A 15572-nucleotide genomic window follows, 5' to 3' on the forward strand; every position below is an offset into this window, starting at 1 on the left:
ACCAGGATCATCTCAAAAGACTGGCTGTCCTTAACAAGCGATATGAACCGGGTCTTTTTTCCGAACACCTGGCCTGGTCGAGCCACGATACGACCTATTACAACGATCTTTTGCCGGTTCCCTATGACCAGGACACGCTGACTCGCGTGTGCGATCATATTGACGAAGTGCAGGAGGTTGTCGGGCGCAAGATGCTGCTGGAAAATCCTTCGACTTATGTCGCGTTTGAGCAGAGCACGATGAGTGAGCTGGATTTTCTGAAGGAGGTTGCGCGCCGCACGGGTTGCGGTCTCTTGCTTGACGTCAACAATGTCCACGTTTCCTGCATCAATCACGAACGGTCCGCCGGAGCCTATCTTGCGGAGTTCCCGATGGCTGCTGTCGGCGAGATTCACCTTGGAGGACACGCGCCGGACCAGGATGATGCCGGCCGGCCATTGCTGATTGACGCTCATGATCGCGAGGTCGACGCGGCCGTCTGGAAACTTTATGAAAGCGTTGTCCGGTGCACTGGTGCCTTACCGACACTGATTGAATGGGACAATGATGTGCCCGCCTGGCCGGTACTTCTGTCGGAGGCGCAAGCCGCGGACCGTATCCTGGCACAGGTTGCCGGGACCGGCTTGAAACGCGCGGTCTGACATGATTACGCAAAAGCCAATCGCGAATATCGGTACCGGTGATTTCGGTCAGGCTCTGTGGGATCCCGACAGCGATACACCAGCCGGTCTTGTCGGACCTGACGGGAAGACCGCGCCAAAGCGATTCAATGTCTACCGGAACAATGTGATCGTCAGCCTTGTCGAGGCGTTGGAGCGAACGTTTCCGGCCGTTGGCAATCTGCTTGGCGAAGACTATTTCAAGGCTCTGGCGCGTGCCTATGTTTTGAAGGAACCGCCGAACTCACCGGTTCTTATCTGGTATGGCGGTGGTTTTGCGGATTTCATCGAGGCCTTCCCGCCGCTTGAAGCCTATCCTTATCTTGCGGATGTGGCGCGGCTTGAATGGGCCTGGTTGCAGGCCTTTCATGCCGGCGATGCGCACGCCCTGGACCCGGTCGCTCTGGGTGAGGTTGAACCTGATCGTCTCGGATCTGTGCGATTTGTGTTTCATCCTGCGGCGAGCGTGATCAACTCCAGATGGCCGGTCTGGGATCTGGTGCGTGCCAACCGGTTCGAACCAGACGCGGAACTTGAAATCGATCTGCAGCTGTCCCAGTCAGTACTGGTTACGCGCCCGGAGCTGGATGTCGAGTTGTTGCTGTTAAGGCCCGGTGGGGCTGTGTTTTTGACTTCCCTGGCGGATGGAAAACCTCTCGCCGAGGCCGCAGAAGACGCACTATCGAGCGTCAGCGAATTTTCGTTGTCCGAATGTCTGTCGGATTTACTTTCAAATGGTGTTTTTACTGACCTTCAAGTGTCTTGATTTATAAACGGCCTGAAGTTCACGTAGGAAAGGGAAGGGGGAATTTATGGGTGTTCTGATCGGATTTTTCGTCAGGCTGTATACGATGGTGTTCGGTGCCATTGAACGCATTACGAACGGCTGGTTTCTTGGGTTGGCCGCGCGTTTCATTTTCGCGGCCGTGTTGCTTCAGTTTTTCCTGAATTCAGCGATGACCAAAATCGGCGGCAGTATCATGAATATTTTCACGCCGACCGCCGGTGCCTATGCGCAGATGTTTCCAAAGCTGATGGAGCAGGTGAGCTATGACACCAGTCAGATTGCCTTTTTTCCGATCGGATTGCTGGTTTTGCTTGGCACCTGGGGGGAATTCGCCCTGCCGGTGATGGTTGTGGTCGGATTGTTCACACGTTTTGCAAGCCTTGGGATGATTGTCTTCATTATCGTCATGACCTATGTCGACATCACCGGACATGGTGCCGATGCGCAAACAATCGGTGCGTTGTTCGACGCAAAGCCATACGCCATCATTTCCGACGACCGTCTCCTGTGGATTTTCCTGCTGCTGGTACCGACCCTGAAAGGGCCGGGGGTTGTTTCCCTCGATTGGCTGCTCGGGTCCTACTACCGCAAGCGGGAAATGTACTACTAAGAAAATCCAGTTGCCGGTTTTGCGATCAGGTGATTAAACCGGCACATGAATTTCGCAAGTGATAACTGGGCGGGTGCAGCTCCGGCGGTGATGTCGGCGTTGGCCCGCCACAATACTGGCTATTCGCCAGCCTACGGTACTGATCCGCTGACCGACAGCGTCGGTCAAAAATTCAACGATCTGTTTGAGCGGGAAGTGGCCGTCTATTTCGTGGCGACAGGCACCGCCGCAAATGCGCTGTCGCTTGCAGCCCATTCCAGGCCAGGCGGCGCGATATTCTGCCATCGGGAAAGCCATATCCAGGTGGATGAGTGCAATTGCCCCGAATTCATGACGAGCGGTGGCAAGCTGGTCGGTATCCCAGGTGATGGTGCGAAGATCACGCCGACCGCGCTTCGCGAAGCCATGACCGCCTTTCCCCATGGCGTTGTGCATCACGGACAGGTCGCTTCCGTTTCCATCAGCCAGGCGACCGAATGCGGCACCGTTTACACCCTGGAAGAAATCGATGCCATCAAACAGGTTGCTGATGCGCGCTCCGTGCCGCTGCATATGGACGGCGCCCGCTTTGCCAATGCGCTTGTGACGCTTGGCTGCTCGGCTGCTGACATGACCTGGAAGGCTGGCGTCGATGTCCTGTCTTTCGGAGCAACCAAGAATGGTTGCTGGTGTGCGGAAGCCGTTGTCTTTTTCGATCTGGAAGCAGCCAGAGGTTTTGAATATTTCCGCAAGCGGGGCGGACATCTCTTTTCCAAAAGCCGGTTCGTTGCCGCGCAGTTCGATGGTTATTTCAGCGATGGCAGCTGGTTGGCAACGGCAGCCCATGCCAATGACATGGCGACCAAGCTCGCAGAGGGCATACGCGCGCAGGGCGGACGCACTGCCTGGGCCGTGGAAGCCAATGAAGTGTTTCCGATCCTGAAGCGCAGCCAATTTGAAAAGCTCGAGGCAGCCGGAGCGAAACTTTACGAATGGGCCGCCAAGGATCTGCCGGAGACGATCGCACCTGGCGAAGACGAAGTGTGCCTGAGAATGGTTACAAGCTTCGCGACGGCCGAAACCGATGTGGATACGTTCCTGGAGACGCTCGGCGCAGCGGTTTGAGCGTTGAAACGCAAAACGGGGCGCCTGAGGATTTCAGGCGCTCCGCTTGTCAATCTTGGTCTACAAGATCAAGCCATTAGTGGGCAGTCGTTTCGATCTGCTTCGATCCGCTGGATGAGATTTCTATCTTGCGCGGTTTCATGGCTTCCGGGATTTCCCGCACGAGGTCTACGTGCAACAGGCCGTTTTCAAGGCTGGCACCTTCGACGCGAACGTGCTCGGCAATCTGGAAGCGGCGCTCGAAAGTGCGCGCTGCGATGCCGCGGTAAAGAATTTCCCGATCGGAATCTTCTTCGGATTTCTCGCCTTTGATGGTGAGAACGTGTTCTTTAGCTTCCACCGACAGCTCTGCATCGGTGAATCCGGCAACCGCCATGGTGATCCGGTAGGCGTTTTCGCCCGTCCGTTCAATGTTATAGGGCGGATAGCTCGGGGTTTCGTTGCCGGCGGTGTCCAGCATCGAGAAAAGACGGTCAAACCCGACGGTCGACCGGTAAAGCGGAGAAAAGTCCAAGTGACGCATGTGTCTGTCCTCTCTTTGAGCAACTGATACTTCACTGATTTTGGTATCCCGATCCCCCGGATTTGGCGGGACAGGGGTGTGATGCAGACCCGTATTGGCGCCTGCAAGAAGACAGATGGGAACTGGGTTTTTCCTTTTCAAGAGGGGCGATCCGACCGGAAATTCCTCCGACATGAACACAACATGAATAACCTCTTCCGCTTGGGTTCAACCGGTGTCCTGCATCTTGTGATCAACGTCAGCACGGCGCTGGCAGTGAGATCAGGAGACTTGAAATGTTTGCCAAAGCTTCGAAACTTTCCGCACCGATCGCCGGAACCCTCTTGCTGGCGTCCTTGTGTTTTGCACCTGTCGCGTCCGCCGCTCCCTTTGGTGCTGAACGTCAGCTTCAACCCGTGAAGTCCGAACTTGTCATCAAGGTCGATCATCGCCGGGGTCAGGGGCGTCATGGCGGCGGCTGGCATGGAAACAGGGGATACCGGGAACTGGGTCCGCGTCAGATACGTCGCAGCCTCCGCCATCGTGGATTTTATCGCATAAAGATCCTGGACCGCCGTGGCCCGATGTATATCGTCAAGGCCGTCGGCTGGCGCGGCATGCCGATGCGGATGGTCGTTGATTCCCGTACTGCCCATATTGTGCGGAGCCGCCCGGCCGGACAGCGCGGGCACTGGCAATACCGTTGGTAAGAGGGCCGTCATTCGGTCCCGATTGAGGCTGGCGCCACCGGTGCCGGCCTCAAGTTTGTTGTCGCCCCGGCTGAACCCCGCTATCACAGAGTGTCGCCTAAGTGAATCGGACTGCCATGACCCTAGTTGATCATCCAGACAACCCAGTGCCGGAAGGCGCCGAATCCGGGTTTGTGACGACCTCCGACGGTATTCGCATCCGCTATGCTCACTGGCACGCAGCTGGGCGCCAGAGGCGTGGTACGGTGACCTTGCTGCAGGGGCGGGCTGAATTTATCGAAAAGTATTTCGAGGTGATCGAGAACCTGCGGTCCCGGGGGTTCGCGGTGGTCACGTTCGATTGGCGTGGACAGGGGGGCTCGCAACGGCTGACCCGTAATCCGCGACGGGGGCATGTGTCGAATTTTCGGAAATTCCGGATCGATCTGCGAACTGTTCTGAAGGAGGTTTCACTGGCGACCTATCCCGGGCCGCATTTTGCGCTGGCGCATTCCACTGGAGGACTGGTTCTCCTGTCCGACACCGAAAGGCTCAGGACCATGCTGGACCGCGCTGTGATCACCGCGCCTCTGCTCGGTCTGCCCTCGGGAAGCTGGGCGCCGGATCTGGCTGCCGCAAGACGCAAGGTCTTGAGGAAGATCACATTCGGATTGCTGGGCAAACCACCCCTTAAGGCAGGCGCGCCGAAAACGTCCGCACTCATTGAAAAAGTAGGCTTTGCGATCGCCAGATTGTTTTCGCTAGTCGGTCTGGGGCGGGTTTTTGTCCCGGGTGGCAATGGTGAGATCTTTGTGCCCTATGAAAACAATCGCCAGACGTCCGACAGAATCCGATTCGAGCGTTTCAATTCCGTTCTGGAAGCGGCGCCGGAGCTCGGGGTCGGTGCGCCGACGATGGGTTGGGTAAACGCAGCGGTCCGGACCATGCTTCCATTGCGCAAAAGAGGCGCCGGTCCAAACATGAAACTTCCCTGCCTGATGCTTGCAGCCGGCAACGACAGGATTGTGTCAACACCGGCCATCGAGGACTTCGTGTCGCGGGCCAAAGCAGCAGCTTATGTGGAAATTCCGGGCTCTGCGCACGAGCTGATGATGGAGCGGGATATTTACCGCGATCAGTTCTGGGCTGCGTTCGACGCGTTCATCCCCGGGCTTGAAGCCGAACAGGAACTTGAACGCGCCAGACAGTGATCCCGACAGCGACAACGTGATCGCTCAAGCCTGGTTGGCGAGATCCCGCAGGAGGATTTCATGCAGGCGCGGGTCGCCTGAGGCGACAATCTGTCCACCGTCGCAAGGAGAACCGCCTGTCCATGTGGTCACCACACCGCCGGCACCTTCAATGATCGGCACGAGAGCGACGATGTCATATGACTGAAGGCCGGTTTCGATCACCGCATCCCCGTGACCGGCGGCAACCATGCAGTAAGCGTAGCAATCCGTACCGTATCTCGACAGCTGTACGGAGTTTTCAATGCGATCGAATGCGGTCCGCTCGCCTTCGTCAAACAGGGCGGGTGTCGTTGTGAAAATAGTTGCTTCTTCCAGGCGAGCGCAGTCCCGGGTTTTGAGCGTTCTTGTGCCCAGGGGGCCCTGATACCAGGCCGTCTGGCAATCGCCACCGAACCTTTCGCCGATAAACGGCTGGGCCATCATGCCGAGGCTGGCCATTCCTGAGGTGCGCAATCCGATCAGGGCGCCCCAGGTTGGCAGGCCGGTGATGAAGGCCCGGGTGCCGTCGATCGGATCGAGAACCCAGACATGTTCTGCGTCGAGGTTCTCCGGACCGTGCTCTTCTCCCAGGATCCCGTGATCCGGATAAGTGCTGTTGATTAATGCTCGCATTGCGGTTTCGCCGTTCTTGTCGGCGATCGTTACCGGATCGAATCCGGTATCCCATTTGTTTTGAATATCAAACCCTTGCCGGAAGTGAGGCATGATGGCCTTGCTGGCGACTTCTGCAAGCCTGTCTAGGAAAGGCGCAAACTCGTTTGAGCTGGAAACAGGCATCGTCGTCATGAATTCCCTCCGTACCGTGAAATCCGGTTCGTTTGTCAAAGAATGTCCAGTTTATTGCCTGTATACCCCGTTCTGCTGAAAAATGAATCCGCAAAACCTGACCATTTGCTCAATATATGATCAGGATTCAACGCGGGGCGGGTTGAATTTTGTGCGGTGCGGTGCGATATTATTGCGGTGCGGCATGTTATGTCGCATCGCCCTCCTTGGGCGTTTCCTCCCTAGACTCGGGCCGCCTCATTTTGAGTGCGGCCTTCTTTTTATTCTGCAGCGATGGAATCAGCAGGCAGGGCCGCGTCGGGCATGGAGGTCAGTTCGCGAGCGAATTCCCTCAAGCTGTTGAAGAGGTCGCCGAACCCGGCCGAGGGCCGATGCGTGGCTTCGTCCATATAGAGACCGCGGTTGATTTCGATCTGCAGGGCATGCAGGCCGCTTGAAGGTCTGCCGTAATGCTCGGTAATGAACCCACCGGCATAAGGCTTGTTCCGGCTGACGCTATAGCCCATGTTTTTCAGGATGGAATACGCAAAATCCGTCAGGTCGCTGTTGCAGCTGGTGCCGTACCGATCGCCCAGAACGAAATCCGGACGGGTATCGGTGGTCTGGCATTTGACGGTGGAAGGCATTGAATGGCAGTCGATCAGGACGGCGTAGCCGAATGTAACGTGCGTCTGTGCGAGCAATCGGCGCAAGGTCGTGTGATAGGGCTTGTAGATTTCCTCGACCCGGCTCAGCGCTTCCTCGACTGGCAGTCGTTGTCGATAGATCTCATGGTTTTCGCTGACAATCCGCGCCACCGTACCCAGACCGCCGGCGACACGGATGGACCTGATGTTGGCATAAGGCGGTAGCCGGCCTTCGAACATTTTCGGGTCCAGTTCGTAAGGTTCGCGGTTTACATCGAGATAGGCTCTGGGGAAATGTGCCCTCAAGAGCGGTGCGCCCAGAGGAACAACATGTGCGAAGAGATCATCGACATAGGCATCTTCTGACCGGCGGATGGATGTTTCATCAAGCCTTGAGGATGCAAGAAAATTTTCCGAATACTGACGCCCGGAATGAGGCGAATTGAATACATAGGGAAGTCGCTGATCCGCCGGACAAAGTACATCAAAAGCCGGAAAGCCATTAAAGTCAGCTTCGAAGGGCGTCTCAATGGATGGGTGTTTTTTATCCGTCAAATGATGTGTCCCATTTGTTGCGCTTTCAGGTCCATGCCGTGCGAGACTGTTTCATGATCGCGTTGCCCCATGGTGCCAAGGAATCAACACACAGTCCACAGTCGAGAGGTCAAAAGCTTAGGAGAACCAATTCTTCCTATCATTCTTCGGATTTCGGGCTATAACCGGCTGAAGGTGAACATGCATCAACAACAATATTAAGAGAAATGGTCGTTTGCGATGTCGCGAATTCTGCTTGCCGAGGATGATAATGACATGCGCCGGTTTTTGGCCAAGGCGCTGGAAAATGCAGGGTATGATGTCGTTTCCTTCGACAACGGCAAAAGCGCCTATGAACGTTTGCGCGAAGAACCGTTTTCCCTACTTCTGACGGATATCGTTATGCCGGAGATGGACGGTATCGAGCTTGCCCGGCGGGCAACGGAGCTGGATCCGGACCTCAAGGTGATGTTCATCACCGGTTTTGCCGCCGTTGCGCTGAACCCGGAATCGGATGCACCAAAGGATGCGAAGGTCTTGTCGAAACCCTTCCACCTCAAGGACTTGGTGCAGGAAGTGGAACGTATGCTGGCTGCCTGAACGCAGCTTTCAACAGGGGTGCGCCGGACACCGGAAATTTTGTCGGTTCGGTGTAAAAGGGGGGTTGCACAGATTGGCGATCCCCGCTATATCGCACTCCACCACGGCGCTGGAGCGTCGGACTACCGAGAAATTCGGGCGTGTAGCTCAGCGGGAGAGCACTTCGTTGACATCGAAGGGGTCACAGGTTCAATCCCTGTCACGCCCACCATTATTGCGCTGATTGATGGTTCCATGAGGCGCGGGTTGATCTGAAGACAGGCGCAGATTTTGCTGCTGCTTCATGACCGGCCCAATTGGATGTGAGCGCCCTGGGCGCTCATTTGGTTTAAAGTAACAGGAACCCTTTCGGGGGACAGTGACATGAAGATCAAGAACTCGCTTAAAGCGCTGATGACCCGCCACCGCGACAACCGCATGGTTCGCCGTAAGGGTCGTGTTTACATCATCAACAAGAAAAACCCGCGTTTCAAGGCACGCCAGGGCTGATCTTGCTGCTGCGCCGGGTGGCGTTGGCCTTCAAAAAAATCTTTTGACTGAAGCGGTTAACAGGCATCGGTCAGGGATTGGAGGCGACAGGTAACACCCGCGCACAAAGATGTGTCAAATTCCCGGATTGACCGCCGCATCCAACGATCCATAATCGTCGGATGCGGATTTTTGTGTTTGCCCTTCTCTATTCAATGAGTGCCGTACTGGCCGGCGCCCAGCCTGTGCCTGATCTCGGGCCGGAAATCGAGCCGCCGTCCGCGGAGGATTTCAATCCGATACCGGAAGATCTGCCGGACGAGGGCGGCCAGGTCGTGATTGAAGAGACTGATCCGGATGAGGAAAAGTCCCGCCTGGATCAGCTATATGCCGATCTCGCCGACAAAGACGATCCCAAAACCGCAGAACGGGCCGCACGGGAAATCCAGGCGATCTGGATGGAGTCGGGCAGTGCGACCGTCGATGTTCTGATGTCGCGTGCAGGCAGGGCTATTCAAGCCGAAGACCATGCGCTTGCACTTGATCTTCTGGATGTGGTCGTGGTTTTGAGGCCTTCATTCGCCGAAGGATGGAATCGACGTGCGACGGTCCACTACATGCGCGAGGATTTCGGTAAGTCGCTGGTGGATATCGAGCGGACGCTTGCGCTTGAGCCGCGACATTGGGGTGCGCTTTCAGGACTGGCAATCATACAGCGTCGGCTGGGGTTCGAGACGGAAGCGCTTGGAACCTTCAAGCGTGCGCTGGAAGTCAATCCCAGCCTGGAAAATGCCGCCAAGGCCATCGAAGATTTGGAAAAGGAAGCCGAGGGAGAACCCGCCTGAAGCGGGTTCAGGCTCGGAATTTTTCCAAACGCACTAAGTCCATCTCATGTCTATTTTTCTTCTCCTGCTTGCGGTGATTCCGGTTCTGCTTGTTGGTTACACGTTTTGGCGTGTCCGGCAGATTTCGCGAGATTTTAAACCCGACGGCCGGTTTGCGGTCGTTGATGGTGTGAAGCTGCATTATCATTTCTATTCCGCGGAAAAAGAGCGTGGAAATGTGCCTGCTCTTGTGTTTCTTCACGGGGCGAGCGGCAACGGTTATGATACCAGGCTGGCTTTTCTCAAGGTTCTCAAAGGCAAATATCCGCTGTTGTTCGTCGATCGTCCCGGGCTGGGATATTCCGGACGGAAATCATTTGGCCAGGACACACCCGAAGGACAGGCACATCTTCTCGCAGGGCTTCTTGAAAAACTTGAAATACGAGAAGCGATTGTGGTCGGTCACTCACTGGGCGGCGCGGTTGCTGCCGCTCTTGGGATGATTGCCCCGGCTCGTGTGCAAGGTCTGGTGTTTCTCGCACCTGTCAGTCACCCTTGGCCCGGCGGGGTAAATTGGTATTATACGGTCGCTTCGATGCCGGTGATCGGAAAGATTTTCAGTTGGACCCTGATGATGCCGATTGCGGAAAGACTGGCACCGGCTGCGATCGGCAACGTGTTTTTTCCAGACACGGCACCCGAGGATTACATCGAAGAAATCAAGGTGCCGTTGCTTTTCAGACCCGATACATTTCAGGCCAACGCCCGTGATATCGCTCAATTGAAGAAAGCGGTGACAGCTCAGTCAGAACGTTATTCGTCCCTGTCGCAACCGGCTCTGATCGTATCGGGGACACAGGATACGGTTGTCTGGCCGTCAATCCATTGCGAGGGTCTTTTGAGTGCCCTGCCAGAGGCAGAGCTTGTCATGCTCGACAATGCCGGTCACATGCCTCATCACACGCATGTTTCCTGTATTACTGCCGCGCTGGATGGGTTGGTCCGCCGAATACGCGCCGAAGAGGGAATGGCTAGTGTTTCCGACCACTGTCAAAGGTCAGTCGAACGGGCATAAAAAAGGCGGCCGACGGCCGCCTTTTCTTTTCAACCGATTAGATCGTCAAATGCCGCCCTGTCCGTCATTGCCGACAAAGGCAATCCGCAACATGTTGGTCGAACCCGGTGTGCCGAAGGGAACACCTGCCGTGACGATGATCCGCTGGCCGGGCTTGGCAAATTCCTCGGAAAAGGAAATGCGGCATGCGCGGTCGATCATGTCTTCTTCGTTGGCTGCGTCTTCACTGACAACGCAATGCAAGCCCCATCCGAGGGACAGTCTGCGGGCGGTTGCCAGAACGGGAGACAGCACGATTACGGGACAGGACGGACGTTCGCGCGATGCGCGCAGGCCTGTGGCGCCTGACGTCGTGTAACAGACCACTGCAGCCAGATTGAGCGTCTCGGCGATCTGCCGCGCTGCCGCGGAGATTGCGTCAGCACCGGTTGCTTCCGGTTCTGCCCGTTGTGCATAGATGATGTTGCGGTAGTTGCTGTCCTGTTCGACCTGATGCGCGATCTTGTCCATGGTGGAAACAGCTTCGATCGGAAAATCACCAGCGGCGGATTCTGCTGACAGCATGACGGCATCCGCGCCTTCAAACACAGCGGTCGCAACGTCTGAGACTTCGGCGCGTGTCGGAACAGGCGCGGAAATCATGGATTCCAGCATCTGTGTGGCAACGACAACCGGCTTACCGGCGCGGCGGCATGCCCGCGTGATGCGTTTCTGCAAGCCAGGAACCTGTTCCAGCGGCATCTCGACGCCGAGGTCGCCACGGGCGACCATGACTGCGTCTGACAGTTCGATGATTTCGTCCAGACGACCAATCGCCTGGGGTTTTTCGATCTTTGCCAAAACGCCGGCGCGGCCACGCGTGATTTTTCGTACCTCGGCCAGATCGTCCGGGCGCTGTACGAAGGAAAGGGCCACCCAGTCGACATTCTGATCGAGTGCGGCGATCAGGTCTTTGTGGTCCTTCTCGGTCATTGCGCTGGTCGCGATTTCCGAATCCGGTACGCTGACACCCTTGCGGTTGGACAGCTTGCCGCCAACCACCACTTTCGTGACAGCTTTGGTCGGTGTTGCCTCGACAACCGTCAGCTGGACCTTGCCATCGTCCAGGAGCAGCCTGTGTCCAGGCTCGAGTGCTTCGAGGATTTCAGGATGCGGCAGATGCACGCGATCAACCGTGCCGTCGGATGTGTCCGCGTCCAGTGTAAAGGTCGCGCCGTTCTCCAGCAGGACCGGACCGTCGGCAAATGTTCCGACGCGCAGTTTCGGACCCTGCAGATCCGCCAGAATTCCGATTGGTCGTCCAAGATTTTCCTCAACAGAACGGATGCGTTCGACAAGCATCTTCAGACGATCATGATCGGTATGGCTCATGTTGATGCGGAATACATCAGCACCAGCACGATACAGTTGTTCAATGATGTCTTGTTCTGAGGAGGAGGGTCCGAGAGTTGCTAAGATTTTGACTCGTCGGTTACGCCTCATCGCCCACCTGTTCCTTGTTGCACGGGCTCGGTCAGCTGGACCGTCCAGCTGCTTTGTTCACCCGTGTCGATTTCAAAAAAGCCTGTCCGCTCGAATCCTCGAGCCACACAGTCCTCAATCCCGCGAATGGTGAACTCTTTTTCCCGGGTGCACATGAATGCCCGGCCACCCCATTCGCCAAATTGGTCGTAATCAACTGCGTAGATGTAATAGTATCGTGACACCAGTGAGCCAGGGACCAACGTTTCGCATGAGTTCGAGGCCAGGTTCCACCAGCCTTCAGTAACCCAGTCGGTCTTGTCCTTGTAGCCAATGGCTACGCCAACCTGGCTATCGGTCTTGTTGCAAAGGCGCAGATCGGCCTTGGCTTCATTACTGGTTGCCGAAAGAAACAGCAAGGCGAGAAACCCGGTCAAGACAGCCATCATAGGCGCGCTGATGCGTGCCCGAGACCCTACCTGGTACCGTTCCCCAACCTCAAACATATGCAGTCGTTCACTTTGCTGCTTTACAGACATTCGCTTTTTGCGTGGACAAGCGGGTCTTGTCAACGTCGTTAACAGGTTATGTTGAAGCTTTCGCCCAACCTCGTTTCCGGAAACCGTCCTGTTGCTTGTGCCCGGTAGACGGTCATATCTCCTATGAGGTTAGAAATGGGGCGGGAACATGGCGGATTGGCTCCAGATAAATGTTAGCCGTCAATATTCGGTTTACAAATGCCATTTTGCCTTGGAAAAGCGATTGTATTCACAGAGATTTCCCGATCGACCGGTGAAAATGGCGATGTTACGATTCGTGGAGGTTTCGTGATCGGGATTTGCGCATTCGGTCTTGGTTCTGGAGGCTGATTGCCGTAAACCTGTGCGCCTGAACTTTCCTCGCAGACCTGATTTTTCAGATTCTGGCTTGAAAAACCATTTTCTCAGGAACTGCGAATGCCGTGCGACCATCATATGTGCCGGACAAGTGATCCGAACTGAACAAGACAAGCTTCTGAGCCTGAAGATCTTCCACGAAACGAGACATGACAGAAACTGCAGCCGTGGCCGTTGAGCCTTTTCAGCCGATCGAATATGTGAGTGGCGATTTCAATTCCGGTCTCCTGCTTTTGTGTGACCACGCACGCAATACGGTGCCATCCGGCTATGGCGATCTTGGTGTGCCCAAAGAGCAATTTGAACGACACATCGGTTATGACATCGGAGCGCGTGCCGTCACGCTCGAACTTGCCGAGCGTCTCAATGCGCCGGCGTGTCTGTCGACATTTTCGCGGCTTTTGATCGATCCCAACCGGGGAGAGGATGACCCGACCCTGATTATGCGGTTATCGGATGGCGCCGTTGTTCCCGGCAATGCAAAAGTGGATGCGGCTGAACGAGCTTGCCGGATCGATCAGTTCCACAAACCCTATCATGACCTGATTGACCAGACGCTCGACGAGATGCTGTCTGCTGCCGCGCCACCTGTGATCGTTTCGATCCACAGTTTTACTCCGGTCTGGCGTGGGGTTCCACGCCCTTGGCATGCCACTGTGCTGTGGGATTGCGATCCTCGGGCGGTAAAGCCAATGTTGCTTGGATTGCGGACCGAGAACGAGCTTGTTGTGGGAGACAATGAACCATATGACGGGGCTCTCAAAAACGACACAATGTACCGGCACGCAACGGTGCGTGGCCTGGCACAGGTTCTGCTGGAATTGCGCCAGGACCTGATTGCCGACGAAGCGGGTGTCCAGGAATGGGCAGACCGGCTGGAGCCGATCCTGCGGGATATCGCGCAGCGGCCCGATTGCCGGAAGGTTCAGCATTTTAAATCACGCTGCGACGCTGACTGAAAACACACGGAGCGCAGGTTTTTATGGAGGGGATCATCGCTATGGATGAGCAGACCAAACAGGAATTGGAAGCAGCGGTTTTCAGGCGTCTTGTAGATCATTTGCGCAATCGGACGGATGTGCAGAACATCGATATGATGAATCTCGCCGGATTTTGCCGAAACTGCCTGTCGAACTGGTACCAGGATGCCGCGGCGGAAAAGGGCGTATCACTTGAGAAGGCCGACGCTCGCGAAATTGTCTACGGCATGCCGTATGAGGATTGGAAATCGAAATACCAGAGCGAAGCGACCGCTGAACAGAAGGCCGCTTTTGAGAAGAACAAACCTCAGCACTGAACATTTCGCCGTTCCTGCACAGGAAGCTTGACGCGCCAGTTCAAGTCTGGCACGGCACGGCAAACTCGGAGTTGGTGGCGGTCTTGAAGTTGCCGGTTCCGCGAGATCAACAGATCAAGAAAATCATTGAAGGAGACAAAATTTCATGTCCGATCCGGGTGGAGTTGCAGGCGATCAGCTGCGTGCATTTGTTGAGCGTATTGAGCGTTTGGAAGAAGAAAAGAAAGTCATTTCCGACGACATCAAGGATGTTTATGCCGAGGCGAAGGGCAACGGCTATGACGTGAAAATCCTTCGTAAGGTCGTGTCGCTGCGGAAAAAGCAGCCACATGAGCGCGAAGAGGAAGAAGCAGTTCTCGACCTTTACCTGCATGCGCTTGGCATGGCCGGTCCCGGACCGTCCGAAGGTTGAATTGCAGCATGACAAAAAAGAGCGGCCTTGAGCCGCTCTTTTCTTTTGTCTGAATGAGATTTAGCGGAACGAAAGACTACCGGGCGAAGCGTACCGGCAACACGACGACCGCCGGTCCGACGAAGCGGTCCGTCCTGAGATCGCCGTAAGGAGTGTTCTCGAAACTGGCGGCGACAAACCTGTTGCCCGGCATCATCACGTTTTTCAGCTTACGCTGATTGGGATGGCTCAACCATGCAAAGGCCTGGTGGCGGGTTGTTCCGGTTCCCGACAGCAGTGTCGGCTCGGATTTGTCCGGCAGGCTCGCAAATCCGGCAAGCGGGTCGACGATCTGGTTCCGAGGGATCCGTCCGGACAAGGACGGCTGCGTTCTTTTCGGCGTTTGCGGCTGTGCAGCCGCAACGCGCTGCTGCGGTTTTTGCTGTTGACCGGATGTTGACGGCAGCAAGGACCTGTTCAGGCTCGGTGGTGTCGCGCTGGCAGAGGCGTAAGCCAATGTTGCTTCCGGGCGTGGTGCCGGAGACGGTGACGGCACATTGGTTCCGGTCGCAGCCGCAATTGCTGCCACCGGATCGTCTGTCGGTGTCGTGCTCGGCACGGGAGGAGTGCCTGAAACTCCCAGTTCAGCCGCAGCTAACTGCGCTGCTTCGCTGAGGCCATTGTCGGGCTTCTGTGCTGGTGCACGCGCAATCTGGAATCTTGAATCGATGGACTCGTTGGTCAATGGCCGCTGTGTGCCATTTGCGAGTGCGACACGCTGGGCATCCAGCGTATTTGGCGCGGGGGCCGGGCTTGCGATCGCAGGCGTTTCAGCTTTGCTGTCTTGAGGCTTCAAACCAGGTGCGGCGCTTGCCACGACAATCGGTGTTTCTGCCGGGTCAACAACCGGCGCCGGTGCTTCCTGTTCGGTTCTGAGAACCTTTTGCGCAGGAATGGGTGGGTTTTTGATGACCGGTGAAACGCTCGCGGTCAGCTGGGCCTTGGGCTTG

At 56.1% G+C, this 15572-nt stretch carries 18 protein-coding genes, 1 tRNA gene and 1 pseudogene; 14 read left to right on the forward strand and 6 right to left on the reverse strand.

What is annotated here, in order from left to right:
* From K5905_RS10170 to K5905_RS10185, 4 genes are all read left to right on the forward strand, one after another.
* A partial coding sequence (locus K5905_RS10170) for a DUF692 domain-containing protein (protein ID WP_297583205.1) occupies positions 1-641 on the forward strand: 641 nt, incomplete at its 5' end.
* 1 nt (position 642) lies between these two features.
* Positions 643-1425: a DUF2063 domain-containing protein gene (locus K5905_RS10175; RefSeq protein WP_297583207.1), complete on the forward strand. Its 783-nt coding sequence runs from the start codon at positions 643-645 to the stop codon at positions 1423-1425.
* A 46-nt stretch (positions 1426-1471) separates the two neighbouring features.
* Positions 1472-2056 carry a DoxX family protein gene (locus K5905_RS10180; RefSeq protein ID WP_297583208.1) on the forward strand — a complete coding sequence of 195 codons (585 nt, stop codon included), beginning with the start codon at positions 1472-1474 and terminating at the stop codon, positions 2054-2056.
* Positions 2057-2101: 45 nt separating this feature from the next.
* Positions 2102-3160 carry a low specificity L-threonine aldolase gene (locus K5905_RS10185; protein ID WP_297583210.1) on the forward strand — a complete coding sequence of 353 codons (1059 nt, stop codon included), beginning with the start codon at positions 2102-2104 and terminating at the stop codon, positions 3158-3160.
* 76 nt (positions 3161-3236) lie between these two features.
* Here the strand turns inward: K5905_RS10185 and K5905_RS10190 are convergent, their stop codons facing one another.
* On the reverse strand, positions 3237-3683 hold the full coding sequence (locus K5905_RS10190; protein ID WP_297583212.1) for an Hsp20 family protein: 447 nt from the start codon (positions 3681-3683) through the stop codon (positions 3237-3239).
* 275 nt (positions 3684-3958) lie between these two features.
* Between K5905_RS10190 and K5905_RS10195 the strand changes: the two genes are divergently transcribed.
* Positions 3959-4372 carry a hypothetical protein gene (locus K5905_RS10195; RefSeq protein WP_297583215.1) on the forward strand — a complete coding sequence of 138 codons (414 nt, stop codon included), beginning with the start codon at positions 3959-3961 and terminating at the stop codon, positions 4370-4372.
* 116 nt (positions 4373-4488) lie between these two features.
* The gene (locus K5905_RS10200; RefSeq protein ID WP_297583218.1) at positions 4489-5562 is read left to right on the forward strand and encodes an alpha/beta fold hydrolase; all 1074 of its coding nucleotides are present in this window, start codon (positions 4489-4491) and stop codon (positions 5560-5562) included.
* A 24-nt stretch (positions 5563-5586) separates the two neighbouring features.
* On the opposite strand, the gene hisN is transcribed toward K5905_RS10200, so the two are convergent.
* Both hisN and K5905_RS10210 read right to left on the reverse strand, forming a co-directional pair.
* Positions 5587-6390 (reverse strand): histidinol-phosphatase, encoded by an 804-nt coding sequence (hisN, locus tag K5905_RS10205; protein WP_297583220.1) that lies wholly within the window; start codon positions 6388-6390, stop codon positions 5587-5589.
* A 260-nt stretch (positions 6391-6650) separates the two neighbouring features.
* A complete protein-coding gene (locus tag K5905_RS10210; protein ID WP_297583243.1) occupies positions 6651-7547 on the reverse strand; it encodes an N-formylglutamate amidohydrolase in 897 nt (298 codons plus the stop codon).
* A gap of 243 nt (positions 7548-7790) precedes the next feature.
* Between K5905_RS10210 and cpdR the strand changes: the two genes are divergently transcribed.
* From cpdR to K5905_RS10235, 5 genes are all read left to right on the forward strand, one after another.
* The gene (gene cpdR / locus K5905_RS10215; protein WP_296590183.1) at positions 7791-8150 is read left to right on the forward strand and encodes a cell cycle two-component system response regulator CpdR; all 360 of its coding nucleotides are present in this window, start codon (positions 7791-7793) and stop codon (positions 8148-8150) included.
* 136 nt (positions 8151-8286) lie between these two features.
* Positions 8287-8361 (forward strand) — tRNA-Val (locus K5905_RS10220).
* A 152-nt stretch (positions 8362-8513) separates the two neighbouring features.
* A complete protein-coding gene (gene ykgO, locus K5905_RS10225; RefSeq protein WP_006932207.1) occupies positions 8514-8639 on the forward strand; it encodes a type B 50S ribosomal protein L36 in 126 nt (41 codons plus the stop codon).
* Between the two features lie 161 nt (positions 8640-8800).
* Positions 8801-9463, forward strand: coding sequence for a tetratricopeptide repeat protein (locus K5905_RS10230; RefSeq protein ID WP_297583224.1), 663 nt, complete (start codon positions 8801-8803; stop codon positions 9461-9463).
* A 46-nt stretch (positions 9464-9509) separates the two neighbouring features.
* Positions 9510-10517 carry an alpha/beta hydrolase gene (locus K5905_RS10235; protein ID WP_297583229.1) on the forward strand — a complete coding sequence of 336 codons (1008 nt, stop codon included), beginning with the start codon at positions 9510-9512 and terminating at the stop codon, positions 10515-10517.
* Between the two features lie 45 nt (positions 10518-10562).
* Here the strand turns inward: K5905_RS10235 and pyk are convergent, their stop codons facing one another.
* Positions 10563-11999 carry a pyruvate kinase gene (gene pyk / locus K5905_RS10240; RefSeq protein ID WP_297583232.1) on the reverse strand — a complete coding sequence of 479 codons (1437 nt, stop codon included), beginning with the start codon at positions 11997-11999 and terminating at the stop codon, positions 10563-10565.
* Complete coding sequence (locus tag K5905_RS10245; RefSeq protein ID WP_297583245.1) at positions 11996-12427, reverse strand: DUF1036 domain-containing protein; 432 nt, start codon at positions 12425-12427, stop codon at positions 11996-11998. Before K5905_RS10245 ends, pyk begins: the two co-directional genes overlap by 4 nt.
* Positions 12428-13023: 596 nt before the next feature.
* Here K5905_RS10245 and K5905_RS10250 point away from each other — a divergent pair.
* The 3 genes from K5905_RS10250 to K5905_RS10260 all read left to right on the forward strand — a co-directional run bounded on the left by K5905_RS10250 (position 13024) and on the right by K5905_RS10260 (position 14583).
* On the forward strand, positions 13024-13833 hold the full coding sequence (locus tag K5905_RS10250; RefSeq protein WP_297583235.1) for an N-formylglutamate amidohydrolase: 810 nt from the start codon (positions 13024-13026) through the stop codon (positions 13831-13833).
* Positions 13834-13874: 41 nt separating this feature from the next.
* Complete coding sequence (locus K5905_RS10255; RefSeq protein WP_297583238.1) at positions 13875-14171, forward strand: DUF1244 domain-containing protein; 297 nt, start codon at positions 13875-13877, stop codon at positions 14169-14171.
* 145 nt (positions 14172-14316) lie between these two features.
* Positions 14317-14583 carry a DUF2312 domain-containing protein gene (locus K5905_RS10260; RefSeq protein ID WP_297583240.1) on the forward strand — a complete coding sequence of 89 codons (267 nt, stop codon included), beginning with the start codon at positions 14317-14319 and terminating at the stop codon, positions 14581-14583.
* A 76-nt stretch (positions 14584-14659) separates the two neighbouring features.
* Here K5905_RS10260 and K5905_RS10265 read toward each other — a convergent pair.
* A pseudogene (locus K5905_RS10265) lies at positions 14660-15572 on the reverse strand (ATP/GTP-binding protein); the annotation flags it as partial.

This window comes from Roseibium sp. (genome assembly GCF_025698965.1).
Lineage (GTDB): Bacteria > Pseudomonadota > Alphaproteobacteria > Rhizobiales > Stappiaceae > Roseibium.